Source organism: Pusillimonas sp. (genome assembly GCF_029263785.1).
Lineage (GTDB): Bacteria > Pseudomonadota > Gammaproteobacteria > Burkholderiales > Burkholderiaceae_B > Pusillimonas.
The window spans coordinates 1-15,750 of record NZ_JAJUFE010000055.1 but is presented as its reverse complement, the minus strand read 5'-3'; the positions used below and the strand labels follow the sequence as shown (position 1 = coordinate 15,750).

Sequence of the window (15,750 nt, the reverse complement as noted above, 5' to 3'; positions counted from 1 at the left end):
TTGGGAAGCTATGAAACCTATACGTAAAGCTGTCTTTCCTGTGGCGGGGTTGGGTACGCGGTTCTTGCCGGCTACCAAGGCCATGCCAAAGGAAATGTTGCCGGTGTTTGACAAGCCGTTGATCCAGTACGCAGTCGAAGAGGCCATCGCCGCCGGCGTGACTGACCTTATTTTCATCACGGGCCGCAACAAGCGGGCAATCGAGGACCACTTCGATAGTGCTCCCGAGCTTGAGGCCGACCTGGCCGCCAAGAACAAGACCGAACTGCTGGATATGGTGCGCAACGTCATACCTTCGTATGTCAATTGCATCTATACGCGCCAGCCTGCCCCATTGGGGCTTGGCCATGCCGTCCTATGTGCTGCGCCTATCGTTGGAAATGAACCCTTCGTCGTGATTCTGGCCGATGACCTGATCGATGCCGAGACCCCTGTAACGCGCCAGCTTGTTGAAGCCGCTCATCAGCAGAATGGCAGTGTGCTGGGCATCAATGATGTGGAGCGCAGCCAGACCAACAAGTACGGCATCATCGCAGGTCCGCGCATCAACGAAAAAACCAGCAAGGTCGAAGCGATCGTTGAGAAACCCTTGCCCGAAAACGCACCGTCTACTCTGGCGGTAGTGGGACGCTACGTGCTGGAGCCCGAAATCTTCGACCACTTGCGCCGTACCGAGGCGGGTGTGGGAGGAGAGATCCAGCTGACCGACGGTATCGCGGGCTTGCTCAAATCCCGCGGGGTCTACGGCTATGAATACGAGGGAACGCGCTACGACTGTGGCAGCAAAGAAGGTTTCTACCGCGCGACACTCGAACTTGGCCGTAAATACCACGGCATGTAGCCACTGAAGTCCGGCCCGGCTGATGCCCGGCCGGCATCTTATTGTTTTTCTTTTTGCGCCAGAATTTCCTGTAAGCCGATCACCACGCGTTCAACGGCACCTGCGTGTTGCTTGACCCAGTATGCGCCGGCTTCGCCCATGCGTGCCAGGCGTTGTGGGTCGTCGAGCAGCTGCAAGGCCAACTGAATCGCGCTTTCAGGGTCCGGGGCGCGTAGCGCCGCGCCTTCCTGAATGGCATCTGCCGCAGCCTGTTCGAAATTGCGGGTATGGGGTCCCACAATTACGGGCAGGCCGATGGCACAGGCTTCGATCAGGTTCTGGCCGCCAAGGGGCGCAAAGCTTCCGGCCACAATGGCAATCTGGCTGGCGGCGTAATAGCGGGGCATCTCGCCCAGGCTGTCGCCCAGCAGGACCATGGCATTGGCACACGCCTTGATGTTGCTGTAGGCAGTTCCATCGCCTTCTGCAAACTGGCTGCGCCGAGTAAAGGGTATGCCCGCCTTTTGCAACATGGCGGCGGCTTCGTCGAAGCGTTGTGGATGCCGGGGAATCAGACAGAACAGAACCTCGTCCCGCAGGCCGTTGCCCAGTGCCGCCGCACGCTTCAGCTGCTGTGCGATGGCATTGATGAACAGTTCATCTTCGCCTTCCCGCGTGCTGGCGATAGTCAGCATTTTGCGCGGCAGCGCGGCAGCAAAGGCCTTGCCGTGTGCGACTTCTTCGGGCGGCGGCGAGACGTCAAACTTGAAATTGCCTGAAACCCGCACGGCAACGGCCCCGGCTTGTTCCAGTCGTTGAGCGTCCTGCAAGGTTTGTGCGTAAACCGCGGACAGGCTTTCGTAGGCTTCTCGCATGACCTTGCCGGCACGTAGCGCCTGACGCAGGGAGTTGTCGGAAAACCGTGCGCTGGCCAAAACCATGGGGATGCCCTTGCGACGCGCGGTGGCGATGATGTTTGGCCAGATCTCGCGTTCGATCATCACACCCACACGAGGTCGGTAATGAGCCAGAAAGCGTTGGACGCTGCCCGGGAAATCGTAGGGAAGCCACTCTTGAACAAGCCGCCCTTGTTCCACGGCCGGGCCAAACATGCGTCCGGCTTCAGCCCTGCCAGTCGCCGTCATGTGGGTCAGAAGTACCGTGTGTCCGTCGTCCAGCAATGCCTGGACCAGCGGCTGGGCAGCCCTGGTCTCGCCGAGGCTGACAGCATGAACCCACACTGGCCTGTGCGCCGGTGCCGGGTTCGCATACCGCCCGAAACGCGGTCCGGACAGCACCTCCCATTGGCCACCTGCGCGGCGCGCACGCAAGCCCATCCATATTAAAAGTGCGGGCGCCAGCAAGCGTATGCTGGCCGTATAAAAGAACCGGTTCACGACAGTTAGCCTGGATCGTCAGCAGGTTGGACGGTGGAAGGCGCGGCACGGCTGTATTCAAGAGCCTGGTCAATCGCGCTTAATACAGTTTGGGCAGAGGGCGCATTGCCTCGCTCGCCAAGGCTTGCCGTGTAAGCCGGGCCCTGCAAAGGTGTGCGCACCGGAGTTGAGGCCTTGTATATGCCGATGGTGGGCCGGCCAAGTCCCGCCGAAAGGTGGGTAAGGCCGCTGTCCAGTCCGACCATGATCCGGGCGCGCGCCAGTACGTGTGCAATGTCTGTCAGGCTCATTCTGGGCAGGACCTCGGCGTTTTGCCGCCCTGCAATCAGGGCCCGGCCACGTGCGGCTTCGGCTTCGTTGCCTGCCAGCAGCTTGAGGCTCAGCTCGCGCTCCTGAAGCCGGTCGAAAACAGCTTGCCAGTCCTCAGACGGCCAGAGCTTGTCCGCACGACTGGCAGAAGGCATGATGACGGCGTAAGGCTCAATCGCCTGCCCGTCGGTAAAGGCCTGGAGTCCGAAGTCGGGGGTGCCTTCATACTGGTAGCCGAAGACGGACGCAGCAAGTTCACGTTGCCGAATGATGGCGGGCTGCCAGAATTTGACCGTGTGTTTCACGTCATAGAACAGACTGGCCAAGGGTTCGCGGGCCGACTTGCGATCCAGCCCATGACGCGTGCCACGCGTTTGTCGGACAACCCAGATTGATTTCATCAGGGCCTGCATATCAAGCACAATGTCGTAATGTCGCGAACGCAGGGTCTCGCGCAAGATGGCGCGTTCTTTACGGGATTGCCGCGACCACCAGCTTTTTCGCCATCGCCTGTGGGCGACCGTGATGACTTCATGGATAGCAGGGTGCCACGAAGGGATTTCGGCGAAACTTTCTTCTACCACCCAGTCGATCTGTGCCTGGGGCACGTGCCGCGCGATATCCGAGACAGCCGGAAGCATGTGGACGAGGTCGCCCAGCGATGAAGATCGAACAATGAGTATTTTCGTTGTCATGGCGGGATTATAAAGAGAACTCCTGGCGCAAACAGCGAAACCGACACGTCCCGCAACGAGTCAGCGCATGGTTGTTTCGGGCGGCACTACAGGGCGGAGTCGGTGGCGGCAAGCGCAGCCAAGGCTCCGGCGCTTCGATTATCCATAAGATTTTGCAAGGCGGCGGCAATGCAACGGACAAATTCGATATCCTGAGGCAGCGATTCGCCGAACACGGCTTTGATTTCGAGCACGGCATCGACCAGGTCGTGAGGGCTGGCGCGCCGACCGCCTGCCTTGCTGACTGCCTGCAGAAGCTCGTCGCGCAATGGATCATTGATAAAGAGCTCTTCGAGCCGTTCGTTAAGGCCCGTGAGACAGCGTATCCATGCCGCAACCACCAGCGCGTGGCGGTCGATGGACATGCCGTGGGACAAGCGGATTCTCATGGGCTCGATGATGGCACCGGGCAAGACAAGCGTGCCGTCAATGGCCATCTGTGAAATCGACCTTTCGACGGCTGAATTATGAAATCGGCGCAATAGACGGTCTTTGTAGTCTTGCCATGCCGGTTTCGCCTGACGCGACAATGTGCTGGCCGCTTCGACCATGAGATCGTCGAGGAACCGCGCAAAATCGGGTGCCTGCATGGCTTCGTGGGCCGACTTGTAGCCTGCCGTGGTGCCCAGGTATGCCAGCGCGCACTGGGCGCCTCCGAGCAGACGCTCGTGCATTTGTTCGTATGGCTGGACATGAGGGGCAAAGACAGCGCCGGCTTGTTCCCACGCGGGACGTCCGGACGAGAACCAGTCTTGAATCACCCATTGGGAGAAGGGCTCGGTAATGACTGGGGCAGCGTCATGAAGACCCAGTATCGTTTCGGTTTCGGCGATATCCGCCGCGCGGATGGCCGGAGTGTCACGATCGACCAGCGAGCATGGGCAGGCGTAACGATCGAGGAAGTGCTGGAGCAATTCGCGGTCGCCTGCGTCACGCTGTATGCGTTCGATATAGTGTTCGAGAACGCGTTGCAACACCTTGCCGTTGGAAGGCATGTTGTCGCAGCTGAGCAGCGTCAGTGGCTGCAGGCCCAGCTGCTTGCGCTGGTGAACGGCCCAGGCAAGGATGCCTATGGCCGTGCCGGCATTGTGTGGCGAATTGAGATCGAAGCGGATATCGGGATGGTCGACATCCAGCAGGTCGTTTTCGGAATCGTAGTAATAACCACGGGGTGTGATGGTTAGCGTTACGAGCTGTGTATCAGGAGACGTCAGGGCGTCGATGACCGTATGGCGTTCATCGGCCAAGTAGGTGGTACGGGCAATGCTGCCAATAATGCGTGCGCGCGTCTGTTCATCGTGCCGGACCAGCAAGGTATACAGGCTGTCTTGTGGTTCGAGGGCATGGGTAATCGCCGGATTTCGCAGGCTTACGTTCAGGATGCCCCAAAGCTCTTCGCCTTCCTGCATGACGTCGTCGGTATAGACGGCCTGATGACTGCGATGAAAGGCACTGGCGCCCAGATGGACAATGCGCACCGGCATGTCCTGCCGAGAGTAGGCAGGTCGAACGATATGGTCGGGCACATGATGCAAGGTGGCGCTGGACAGTCGTTCCATGGCTCGGCTCCGTACGGGAGGTATGTGGGCGTAAAGCTATTATGAGACGGGCGCTGGTTCAAGGCAAACGCAGCTGCCGTGCACAGGGCGGTGATTTTCGACCCGGCGGACGATAGGCGTTAAAATGCCCGTTGGTTGCACCTGTCCGGTGCAACGAAATTATTGGGAACAGGTATGACTACACCTCTTGACCGGCCCGTCGCCCACGAAGCGACCGGCGCCGCAGGCTACGATCCGAGCCAGAAACAGAAGTCACACGCAAAGACTTCGCGCATACCCATCAAGATCATTCCGGCCGAGCGTCTTAAAAAGCCCGAATGGATACGCGTCAAGGCCGCCTCGCCAGGCTCACGCTTCTACGACATCAAGCGCATCTTGCGCGAGCACAATCTGCATACGGTCTGCGAAGAAGCTTCCTGTCCCAATATCGGCGAGTGCTTTGGCAAAGGCACGGCCACCTTCATGATCATGGGCGACAAATGTACTCGCCGCTGCCCCTTCTGCGATGTGGGTCATGGTCGTCCTGACCCGCTCGATCCGGATGAACCCGTCAATCTGGCCCGTACCATTGCTGCCCTGAAGCTATCCTATGTCGTGATTACCTCGGTCGACCGCGACGACCTGCGCGACGGGGGCGCAGCGCATTTTGTCGAGTGCATCCAGAAGGTGCGCGAGTTGTCGCCCGCCACGCGTATCGAGGTGCTGGTGCCGGACTTCCGCGGTCGTCTGGACCGCGCGCTGGCGATACTCAATGGCGGCCCGCCCGACGTCATGAACCACAATCTCGAAACGGTTCCTCGCTTGTACAAGCAAGCGCGCCCGGGTTCCGACTATCACCACTCGCTGAAGCTGCTGTCGGAGTTCAAGGCGCTGCATCCTGATGTCCCGACCAAGTCGGGTCTGATGCTGGGCCTGGGTGAAACCGACGAAGAAATTCTTGAGGTCATGCGCGATCTGCGGGCGCACAACGTCGATATGCTGACCATCGGGCAATATCTGCAACCCTCTGAGCACCACCTGCCCGTCTTGCGTTATGTGCATCCCGACACCTTCGCCATGTTCGAGCGCGAAGCCTATGAAATGGGCTTCACCCACGCTGCTGTAGGTGCCATGGTCCGCTCGTCGTATCACGCCGACGAGCAGGCTCATGCTGCGGGCGTCAACGCGCTGTAGTTCGCGGCTGATTTTTCGCTATTTCGGTTATTGCCTGCATCAACGGACAAGGCGGCCAGGGCCGCCTTGTTTCATTTGAACCGGGCCGCCACGGCAATGGCGGCAGGGTTTGAATCTGCTGTTGTCAAGCTGCCGTATATGCCGTCTTGACGACAGTGAAGAATTCTCGTGCGTAGCGTCCCTGCTCGCGGGGGCCGTAGCTGGAACCTTTTCGACCGCCAAATGGCACGTGGTAATCGACGCCGGCCGTTGGCACGTTGACCATCACCATGCCGGCCTGTATCGAACGCTTGAAGTGCGCGGCATGTTTGAGAGATTGGGTGCAGATGCCGGAGCTGAGGCCGAACTCTGTGTCGTTGGCCAGTGCCAGAGCGTGCTCGTAGTCGTCGGCCGGGATGACCGTGGCCACAGGGCCGAAAATTTCTTCTTGCGCGATGCGCATCCGGCTATCTGCATCGGCAAATACAGCCGGGCTGAAATAAAAGCCGTTTGTGTCGCGTTCGAGTTGTTCGCCCCCACAAAGCAGACGGGCACCTTCCTGTTTGCCGATCTTGATGTAAGACAGGTTTTGTTCGAGCTGCGGTGCTTCGCTGACGGGACCGATCTGCGTGTCGGCACGCAGGGCGTGGCCAACTCGAAGTTGTTGTGTGCGGCGCGCCAGCTCGCTGGTGAATTGATCATAGATGCCGCGTTGCACGATGATACGGCTGCTGGCCGTACAGCGCTGGCCGGTTGAGTAAAAAGCGCCCTGGATGGTGCAGTCAAGCGCCGTTTCAAGGTTGGCGTCGTCAAGCACAACCAGAGGGTTCTTGCCTCCCATCTCGAGCTGAACCTTTTTACGGCCGGCGGCCGCCTGTTCGAGCACTTGCCGGCCGGTCGGGACCGAGCCGGTAAAGGTGATGGCCTCGACCCGCGGGTCTTCGATAAAGGCCGCGCCCACGACCGAACCGCGCCCCATGACCAGGTTGAATACCCCCTCGGGCAAACCGCTGCGGCTGAGGATTTCGGCCAATGCCCAGGCTGAGCCAGGAACCAGATCGGCGGGCTTGAATACCACACAATTGCCATACGCCAGTGCGGGAGCTATTTTCCAGGCCGGGATGGCAATGGGGAAGTTCCACGGCGTGATGATGCCGACCACGCCGATGGGTTCGCGAGATACTTCGACCTGTATGCCGGGCCTGACGGATGCCAGCGCTTCTCCTTCAAGACGAAGGGCTTCCCCGGCAAAGAACTTGAAGATCTGGCCGGCTCGTCCGACCTCGGCAATTGCTTCGGGCAGGGTCTTGCCTTCTTCGCGTGCCAGGAGTTCGCCCAGCTCGGCCTTTCGCGCAAGGAGTTCGGTGCCCACCATGTCGAGGGCATCGAACCGTTGCTGCGGTGTGCTCAGGGACCAGGCGGGCCAGGCGGCATGGGCCGATGCAATGGCCATTTCGACGTCGTCGGCGCTGGCGCGCACATACTCGCCCACCACATCAGAAAGATCGGATGGATTGAGATTTTGTTGGACGTTGTCGCTGCCTAGCCATTGGCCGGCAATCCAATTCTTATGCATGGTTGGACTCGTGTAATGGAGTTGGGCGAAAAAGCGTTTAGCGCTCGAGCTGGTCGAGCTTGCCAGTCTTGTCCTTCCATTCCTCGGCGTCGGGCAGGGGGCCTATGCTGCGTGAGATGACTTCCCATTGCTGAGACAGCTCGGCATTGATTTCGATGAAGTGCAATTGATCTTCGGGAAGGTCTTCTTCGGCGTAAATGGCCTCGACCGGACATTCGGGGACGCAGACTGCACAGTCAATGCACTCGTCGGGATCGATGACCAGGAAATTGGGCCCCATGTGGAAACAGTCGACGGGACAGACGTCGACGCAATCGGTATAACGGCAACGGATACAAGCTTCGGTTACGACGTGAGTCATGAGAAGAACCTATCAGGCGTAAAGAATGACAATGTTTTCGGACGTATCGTAGTGCATTGCAGAAATGTAGTAAACACCAAATTTTTCGGTGTTGACTACATTTCTATGTTGGGTAGAATCCACTAGGGTGTCAACCCCCCAAGCCTACGTCATGCCAACCGATACTCCCCGGAAGAAAAGTCCCCGAAAAATCGCTGCCCCGGGAAGGTCCGGCGCGGAAGGAGGTCGGAGCAAGGCGCACGCGGCCACGCAACAGCGGGCTCATAAGACCCGCGAGGCAATTCTCAGGGCGGCCACACGAGTATTTGCACGCAACGGGTTCACAGACGGCAAGGTCGAAAGTATTTCGCGGCTTTCGGGTACGCACGACCGGATGATCTATTACTACTTCGGCAGCAAGGCACAGTTGTTTGTCGAAGTATTGGAGACGGCCTACGAGAAAATGAACGAGGCCGAAGCTCGGATCGACATCGACCTCGAGGAGCCCGTCTCGGCCCTGACGACCATTGTTCATTTTGTCTGGCAGTATTACCTGGATCATCCCGAGTTCATCACCCTGCTCAACAGCGAGAACCTGCTCAAGGGACGCCATATCAAGAAGTCGGCGCGCGCCAGCGAATTGTCGTCGCCTGCGGTGGCGATCCTCGAAGACGTATTGCGTTCCGGGGTGGAAAAAGGGGTGTTTCGGGCAGACAAACGGGCGCGCGACCTTTACATCGAAATTGCCGCTCTGGGCTATTTCTACCTGTCCAATCACTATACGCTGAGCGTATTCCTGAACGCCGACCTGCGCGGCAAGGGGGAGCTCGACCATTGGAAATCCGTCATTACCGACACCGTGTTGCGCAGTGTCCTGCTCAAACTCCCAACCTGAAAGCCTCAGCATATAAGGGTTGAAACTGTCTTGTCGCTGGAAAGCTTTTGGGATAACATCAAGTTCTAAATGTAGTAACTACTACAATTTATAGTAAGCACTATATTCAATTTCATCAGTCGGCGGCTTGTGCCGGCGCGACGCGAAAGCCAAGGAGTCTTCGGCTATGACCGAACATACCAAAGTGGATCACAGCTCCGACAACCTGGACGACACCATGCCGTCCACCCCCGGCCCCACTGTGCTTGAGAAATCCAAGCCACGCAACGCCAAGATGGCAGCCAACAAGGTCGAGTGCAACGCCTGTCCTGTCCTGTGTCAGATAACTGAAGGACGTACCGGCGCCTGTGACCGCTGGGGCAACGTCGACGGCGTACTGACCCGCATTGACCCGGTCGTCATCATGCGCCGCCCTGTCGGGCCGCCCGCGCCGTCGGCACTCGAAGCCGCATCCCCCGAGCAGCAGGCAGATGTCGGCTCCGTGGCGCTGGCCGAAGACCCCGAAACAGATTTGTTCGTATCCGGGGTCGGTTCAGGCACGACGTATCCCGATTACAAGCCGGCACCCTTCATTGTTTCATCCAAGGCCAATGGCGTTGACATGGTCACGGTCGTCACCGAAGGCATATTCAGCTACTGCAGCTTCAAGGTAAAAATCGATACCGATCGCTACCTGGGCCCGGAACAGTCCAACATCCGTCACAAGGGCGAGATCGTCGGCCACGTCACCACCGCCGAATATGGGTCGCAGATGCTGTCCCTGGGTGGTGTGCATCACCTGACTGGCGGCAGCAAGAAAGAAGGCCGCGTCACCTGCGACATGATGATGGCGCTGGGCAACAAGCAGGCGGTCGAGCTAAGCATTGATGGTGGTGCGCAGCTGGTGGTGCAAGCCGGCAAGGCTCCCATTGTGGATGGCGTCGAAGAAAAACGCATGCGTGTTGGCTGCGGCTCGGCGGCCATCGGAATCTTTGCGAAGCAATGGTTTGGGCACGCTGACGAAGTCGTGGTGGTAGATGACCACATCACTGGCGTCCTTACCGAGCACCAGGCCGGGCGCTGTCTGGACATTCCGCCTTCGGGCATCAAGATGAAGGGCCGTAAATCCACCCCTGGGCGCTATTTCCAGGTCGCCAATCCGGGCAATGGCTGGGGCGGTACCGATATTTCCGATCCGCTTTCCATCATCGAGGGCTTTGACCCCGAGGTGGCGAAACCTGGCCTGCGCCTGCTGATCACGTCCACGACCGGTGAGCATGCCGAGTACTTCGAGCTTGACGATGCTCTGCAGCCGCAGCGCAAGCCCATGCCAGAACCACTGCAAAAGACAGTTGACCGTATCGGTGAAAACTGTGAGCCATCCCTGGCCAGTGTCCTGTTCCTGGGCGGCGCCGGAGGGTCCTTGCGGGCAGGTGTCACCGAGAACCCCATCTGGCTGACAAATTCCATCAAGAAAGCACTGGTCAACGTGACTTGCGGTGGAGCGCCCGCCTATATCTGGGCCGGCGGGGGCATCACGGTGATGGTCGACGTCATGCGCATGCCTGACAATTCCTTTGGTTATGTGCCGACCCCGGCGATTGTCGCCCCAATCGAGTTCAGCATGAAGCTCGAAGACTATGAACGTCTGGGCGGACATATCGGCGATGTGCAGTCCATCAGCGAAGTGCTGGCCAAGGCGAATCACCGGATCATCAATTGGGTCGATCCTGCCAGTCCATGGCCGATAGCGGGCAAGCCCGTACTGGGCTGACGGCCCGTCGGGATGTCTCATGATCCAGGGGATGCCTGCGGTTGCCAATGAACCGGTCGTCCATGCGTCAGGCGCAATGCGCTCGATGCTGGACGATGGGCGCTGGCATTTTCACCATGGCCCCATCGACATCATCCTCGGAGTCGAAGGCGAACGCGAAGCGGTCGAAGGCGCTCTGGCTGAAAGTTGGCAGCGCTTTTCCCAAATCCTTCCAGAACTGGTGTCAGAGCTTCCGCAGCTGCGAGCCAGGGCGGCAGCCGGTTCGAACGTCCACGGCCCAATAGCCAGGCGTATGCTCGAGGCGTGCCGCCCCTATATGGATAGTCTGTTTGTGACACCCATGGCAGCGGTAGCGGGCTCGGTCGCCGAAGAACTCATCGGGTATTTCCAGTGCAAGGGAATACGCCGTGCGTTCGTCAACAATGGTGGCGATATTGCCTTGCATATTGCGGCGGGCGAACGGTACCGGGTCGGACTCTTCTCGGATCTGGGCCGGTATCAAGGCCAGAACATTGACCTGGACGGGGCGTTCGAAATCGGCGCCGTCATGCCGGTACGCGGAATTGCGACCAGTGGATGGAGAGGGCGCAGCCTGAGCATGGGAATCGCAGACAGTGTGACGGTTTTGGCGTCGACGGCTGCGCAGGCCGACGTGGCTGCCACCCTGATTGCCAATCACGTAAGCGTGGAACATGCCGGGGTCTATCGGGCACCTGCCGACACCTTGAAGGACGATACGGATCTGGGCTCGCGCCTGGTAACCGTGCAGGTGGATCCCCTGCCACAGGCGGCGATCGAAACGGCGCTGGACGCCGGTGAGCAGTTCGCCCGGCATTTGCATTCCCACGAGTTGATACATAGTGCAGTATTGATGCTGCAGGGGTCGGTACGAGTCGTTGGTACGTTCGGCCGGCACGCCAGCCATGAGCCGTCGGGTGCAGATCCAGGGCTCGATTTTCAGGTTGTCGCAGGGCCCCGGGGCTCTGCAGAAAACAAAGTTCATAAGGGATAGTCATGTCTGATCTGATTGAAGTACGCCGGGTTCTGACCGAGGTGGAAACCATCTTCCACGAGTTCGGTCCGGCAGGAAAGAAACCCCTCGTTCGTGGCGCGGTCGCCGCCGTACTCAAGAATCCTTATGCAGGGCGATACGAAGAAAATATTCTTCCCATGATGGATGCCTTGAATGACGTGGGGCTGGATATGGCGCAGCGTCTGGTTGCGGCAATGGGCGTTGAGCCTGACGATATCGAAAGCTATGGCAAGGGCTCGATAGTGGGCGGAGCCGGCGAGCTCGAACATGGTGCCCTGTGGCACGTGCCAGGCGGCTACGCCATGCGGGAGCTTCTGGGCTGGAAGGGAGACCGCTCGGCGTACAAGCAAGGTCAGGGTTCTGTGCCCAAGGGGCTCGAAAATGGTCGCGCCTTGTCCATTGTGCCGTCCACCAAGAAAGTTGGCGGCCCCGGAACCAGGCTTGATGTGCCACTCACACACGTCACCGCCAGCTATGTTCGCGGGCACTTCGACGCCATGGAGGTTTATGTTCCCGGCGCTCCCGCCGCAGACGAACTCGTCTTCATCCTTGTGATGGCCACGGGCGAGCGAATTCATCAGCGAGTCGGGGGACTGCGACCCGAACAGATCAGCAAGTACGACGGATTGCGTTAAGCACTAGAACAGGAGAAAGACATGTCAGCAAAGATTCGCAAAACGGTAGTGGTAGTGGATGAGACCCGCGTTGAAATGGGCAAGCAGATCGAACCGGCAACGCGTCGTGCGGTGGCGATGGCGGTCATCGAAAACCCCTATGCAGGGCGGTATTCCGAGAACCTGGACGAGCTGATCGCTATCGGCGAAGAGCTTGGTGGCCTGCTGGGCGAGCAGTGTGTGAAGGCGCTTGGCATTCAGCCCGAGCAAGCCGAAAGTTACGGCAAGGCCGCGATTGTCGGCGAAGCCGGCGAACTCGAGCATGCTGCTGCCATCCTGCATCCGAAGCTGGGCGCGCCGTTGCGCAAGGCTGTGCAAAAGGGCGCGGCCCTGGTGCCTTCTTCCAAAAAGATGGGCGGCATCGGCTCGGCCATTGATGTACCGTTGGGTCACAAGGATGCCGCCTTTGTGCGCAGTCATTTCGATGCCGTCGAAGCGCGGGTTTCCGATGCTCCGCGGGCCAACGAAATTGTCGTGGCCGTTGCCGTGACCGATTCGGGCCGGCCCCTGCCCCGCGTAGGCGGCTTGCAGGTATCCGAAATCAAGGGCGAGGACGGCCTGCGCTAAGAATATTTTCCGTGCCCGGACGCGTGCATCCCTGAGCATGCCTGCGGATGGGCTCGAGACAGTCAGATACAGAGGAGATCAGTATGGCCACCGCCGCTGCACCAGAAAAATCAGGAAAAGTCGTTATCAAGAATATCGGCTTGCTATTGTCAGGTGATCTGGACAATCCCATCCTGGATGCCGACACCATTGTTGTCGACGACGGCCGCATTTCAGCGGTAGGAAAATACGCCGACTGTAATGTTGAAGGTGCCAACACCGTTATCGATTGTCGGGGCACGACGCTGACACCAGGTCTGATCGATTCGCACGTTCACCCCGTAGCCGGAGACTGGACTCCGCGTCAGGGTCAGCTTGGCTGGATCGACTCTTCCCTTAACGGCGGCGTCACCACCATGATTTCGGCCGGTGAAGTGCATTATCCGGGGCGACCCAAGGATATCGTCGGTCTCAAGGCGCTGGCCATCGCCTCGCAACGTGCGTACGAAAACGCGCGCCCCGGTGGCGTGAAGGTACTTGCGGGTGCACCGGTTATCGAAAAAGGCATGGTCGAATCCGATTTCAAGGATCTGGCGGATGCCGGGGTCAAGTTGCTGGGCGAAATCGGCCTGGGAAGCGTCAAGGCCGGAGACGAAGCACGCCAGATGGTCGAGTGGGCGCGAAAATATGGCATCCAAAGCACCATCCACACGGGCGGCCCATCAATTCCCGGCTCTGGCCTGATCGACAAGGATGTCGTGCTGGAAGCCGATGCCGACATCATTGGCCATATTAACGGTGGCCACACGGCTCTGCCGTACAAACACGTGTGCGAGCTCTGTGAACGCTCCAGTCGTGGTATCGAGATCGTTCATAACGGTAACGAGCGGATCGCCATACTTACTGCTCGCCACGCGCACGAACTGAAGTGCTTGCATCGCGTCATTCTTGGTACCGACGGCCCGGCCGGATCCGGCGTTCAACCCTTGGGCATCTTGCGGATGGTGTCGCAACTGTCCAGCCTGGCGGATATTCCGGCCGAGATCGCTTTCTGCTTTGCAACGGGCAATACGGCCCGCATGCGAGACCTGGACTGCGGTCTGATCGAGGTGGGTCGTGCCGCGGATTTCGTCATCATGGATCGCGCGCAACATACGGCGGCCTCTACGCTGCTTGAAAGCGTTCAGCTCGGCGACCTGCCAGGCATCGGCATGGTGATCATCGACGGCATTGTCCGATGCCATCGCAGCCGAAACACACCACCGGCGACCGAACTGCCGGTGATCGAAAAGCACTGATAGGGTCAATAGCGTCATGACAGCAGCATTGCAGGACATCGTTGTACTGGACTTGTCCCGAATTCTGGCGGGCCCCTGGTCTACCCAGAACCTGGCGGATCTTGGCGCCGATGTCATCAAGGTAGAGCGTCCCGGCACAGGCGACGACACCAGGCGTTGGGGGCCTCCGTTTGCCACCGATCCAGACGGCGTGGCGGGCGATGCTGCTTATTTCTTTTGTTGTAACCGGGGCAAGCGTTCCATCACTCTCGACTTTACTGTCGATGCCGGTCGAAGCGTGCTGCTTGAGCTTGTCAAAAAAGCCGATATCCTGGTCGAGAACTACAAGGTAGGCGGCCTGAAAAAATACGGTCTGGATTACGACACGCTTTCGCAGATCAATCCGCGCCTGATCTATTGTTCGGTTACCGGCTTTGGGCAGAGCGGCCCTTATGCCACTCGACCCGGCTACGATGCCTTGATTCAGGCCATGGGCGGTCTGATGAGCATTACCGGGGAGTCTGACGATGTTCCGGGTGGCGGGCCACAAAAAGTGGGTGTTGCGGTAGTGGATATCCTGACCGGACTCTATGCCACATCGGCCATTCTGGCAGCATTGCATCAGCGGGGTCGTACGGGCAAGGGGCAGCACATCGATGTGTCATTGCTCGACGTTCAGGTGGCGATGCTGGCGAATCAGGCCAGCAACTACCTGATCGGCAATCAGGTGCCGGGCCGCCTGGGTAGTGCCCATCCTTCCATCGTGCCTTACCAGCCTTTTGCCTGTGCCGATGGCCATGTGATGCTGGCGATCGGCAACGACACCCAGTTCGCCAACCTTTGTCTGGCGGCAGGATGCCCCGACCTGGCCACTGACCCGCGGTTCGCCACCAATGCTCAGCGCGTGCTCAATCGCGACACACTCATCCCGTTGTTGCAACAGCGCATGGCGTGCAAAACTATCGACGAGTGGTGTGATCTGGGCAACAGGCACGGGTTTCCGTGCGGTCCCATCAATACCGTAGATCGTGTTTTTGAGGACGAGCAGGTGAAGGCGCGCCAGATTCGTGTGGATATCGATTCGGCCCGATACGGCAAGGTAGCAACGGTTGCCAGCCCGATGAGGCTGTCGGATTCTCCGGTTCAATACAAGGCGCCTCCTCCCGAGCTGGGTGAGCACACCGATGACGTCCTGTCTGAATTAGGTCTGGACGCGGCGAAGATTGCCGAGCTGCGTCAGATGAAGGCGATTTGATGTTTACTTCTTCAGTACCGAATCCAGAAGCAGGTCGCTGATGTAAGCTGCCCAGGCTTCAATCCGCTCTGTATCCATCAGGTCGGTGTTCAGAAACGCCGAGAATGTGTAGCGGTTGGATACATAGAAGTAGCCCAGGGCCGTCATGGCCATATATAGCTTGCGACAATCGACGCCTTCACGGAAATGCCCCAGTTCGACACCCTTGCGCACGACGTCCTCAAGAATGCCAATGAAAGGCAGCGCGTATTGGTCGGCGGTGCGTGACTTGGCGATGTGCTTGCCTTTTTGCAGGTTCTCGGTGCCAAGCAGGGTGATGATTTCGGGGTTGGCAAGATAGTATCTGAACGGAAACTCGATGATCTTGCGCAACGAACCCACCGGGTCGTCGTGGTCAAGTTCAAGGTTTTTTTCGGCCTCGAACATGTCT

General features: G+C 58.9%; 14 protein-coding genes and 1 pseudogene. 9 read left to right on the top strand and 6 right to left on the bottom strand.

What is annotated here, in order from left to right; all coding sequences use genetic code 11:
- Positions 1-10: 10 nt before the first annotated feature.
- Positions 11-841 carry a UTP--glucose-1-phosphate uridylyltransferase GalU gene (gene galU / locus Q1J88_RS11155; RefSeq protein ID WP_301117771.1) on the top strand — a complete coding sequence of 277 codons (831 nt, stop codon included), beginning with the start codon at positions 11-13 and terminating at the stop codon, positions 839-841.
- Between the two features lie 38 nt (positions 842-879).
- Here galU and Q1J88_RS11150 read toward each other — a convergent pair whose 3' ends face one another.
- The 3 genes from Q1J88_RS11150 to Q1J88_RS11140 form a co-directional block, all read right to left on the bottom strand.
- Positions 880-2,217: a 3-deoxy-D-manno-octulosonic acid transferase gene (locus tag Q1J88_RS11150; protein WP_301117769.1), complete on the bottom strand. Its 1,338-nt coding sequence runs from the start codon at positions 2,215-2,217 to the stop codon at positions 880-882.
- A gap of 5 nt (positions 2,218-2,222) precedes the next feature.
- Complete coding sequence (waaC, locus tag Q1J88_RS11145) at positions 2,223-3,221, bottom strand: lipopolysaccharide heptosyltransferase I (RefSeq protein WP_301117767.1); 999 nt, start codon at positions 3,219-3,221, stop codon at positions 2,223-2,225.
- A gap of 86 nt (positions 3,222-3,307) precedes the next feature.
- Positions 3,308-4,819: a mannitol dehydrogenase family protein gene (locus Q1J88_RS11140; protein WP_301117766.1), complete on the bottom strand. Its 1,512-nt coding sequence runs from the start codon at positions 4,817-4,819 to the stop codon at positions 3,308-3,310.
- Between the two features lie 174 nt (positions 4,820-4,993).
- Between Q1J88_RS11140 and lipA the strand changes: the two genes are divergently transcribed.
- Positions 4,994-5,992 carry a lipoyl synthase gene (gene lipA, locus Q1J88_RS11135; protein ID WP_301117764.1) on the top strand — a complete coding sequence of 333 codons (999 nt, stop codon included), beginning with the start codon at positions 4,994-4,996 and terminating at the stop codon, positions 5,990-5,992.
- A gap of 124 nt (positions 5,993-6,116) precedes the next feature.
- Here lipA and Q1J88_RS11130 read toward each other — a convergent pair whose 3' ends face one another.
- Positions 6,117-7,547, bottom strand: coding sequence for an aldehyde dehydrogenase family protein (locus Q1J88_RS11130; protein ID WP_301117763.1), 1,431 nt, complete (start codon positions 7,545-7,547; stop codon positions 6,117-6,119).
- A gap of 37 nt (positions 7,548-7,584) precedes the next feature.
- Entirely contained in the window at positions 7,585-7,908 is a 324-nt protein-coding gene (gene fdxA / locus Q1J88_RS11125) for a ferredoxin FdxA (protein WP_301117762.1), read from the bottom strand.
- A 151-nt stretch (positions 7,909-8,059) separates the two neighbouring features.
- Here fdxA and Q1J88_RS11120 point away from each other — a divergent pair, with 151 nt between their 5' ends.
- The 7 genes from Q1J88_RS11120 (at position 8,060) to Q1J88_RS11090 (ending at position 15,320) form a co-directional block, all read left to right on the top strand.
- Positions 8,060-8,782 carry a TetR/AcrR family transcriptional regulator gene (locus Q1J88_RS11120; protein WP_301117761.1) on the top strand — a complete coding sequence of 241 codons (723 nt, stop codon included), beginning with the start codon at positions 8,060-8,062 and terminating at the stop codon, positions 8,780-8,782.
- 166 nt (positions 8,783-8,948) lie between these two features.
- Positions 8,949-10,535 (top strand): 6-hydroxynicotinate reductase, encoded by a 1,587-nt coding sequence (locus Q1J88_RS11115; protein ID WP_301117759.1) that lies wholly within the window; start codon positions 8,949-8,951, stop codon positions 10,533-10,535.
- A gap of 19 nt (positions 10,536-10,554) precedes the next feature.
- The gene (locus Q1J88_RS11110; protein ID WP_301117758.1) at positions 10,555-11,547 is read left to right on the top strand and encodes a UPF0280 family protein; all 993 of its coding nucleotides are present in this window, start codon (positions 10,555-10,557) and stop codon (positions 11,545-11,547) included.
- An 11-nt stretch (positions 11,548-11,558) separates the two neighbouring features.
- On the top strand, positions 11,559-12,203 hold the full coding sequence (locus Q1J88_RS11105) for an amino acid synthesis family protein (RefSeq protein WP_301117770.1): 645 nt from the start codon (positions 11,559-11,561) through the stop codon (positions 12,201-12,203).
- Between the two features lie 21 nt (positions 12,204-12,224).
- Positions 12,225-12,809: an amino acid synthesis family protein gene (locus Q1J88_RS11100; protein WP_301117757.1), complete on the top strand. Its 585-nt coding sequence runs from the start codon at positions 12,225-12,227 to the stop codon at positions 12,807-12,809.
- An 83-nt stretch (positions 12,810-12,892) separates the two neighbouring features.
- Positions 12,893-14,086, top strand: coding sequence for an amidohydrolase family protein (locus Q1J88_RS11095; RefSeq protein ID WP_301117756.1), 1,194 nt, complete (start codon positions 12,893-12,895; stop codon positions 14,084-14,086).
- Between the two features lie 16 nt (positions 14,087-14,102).
- Positions 14,103-15,320: a CaiB/BaiF CoA-transferase family protein gene (locus Q1J88_RS11090; protein WP_301117755.1), complete on the top strand. Its 1,218-nt coding sequence runs from the start codon at positions 14,103-14,105 to the stop codon at positions 15,318-15,320.
- 3 nt (positions 15,321-15,323) lie between these two features.
- Here Q1J88_RS11090 and Q1J88_RS11085 read toward each other — a convergent pair.
- Positions 15,324-15,750, bottom strand: a pseudogene (locus tag Q1J88_RS11085) (TetR family transcriptional regulator); the annotation flags it as partial.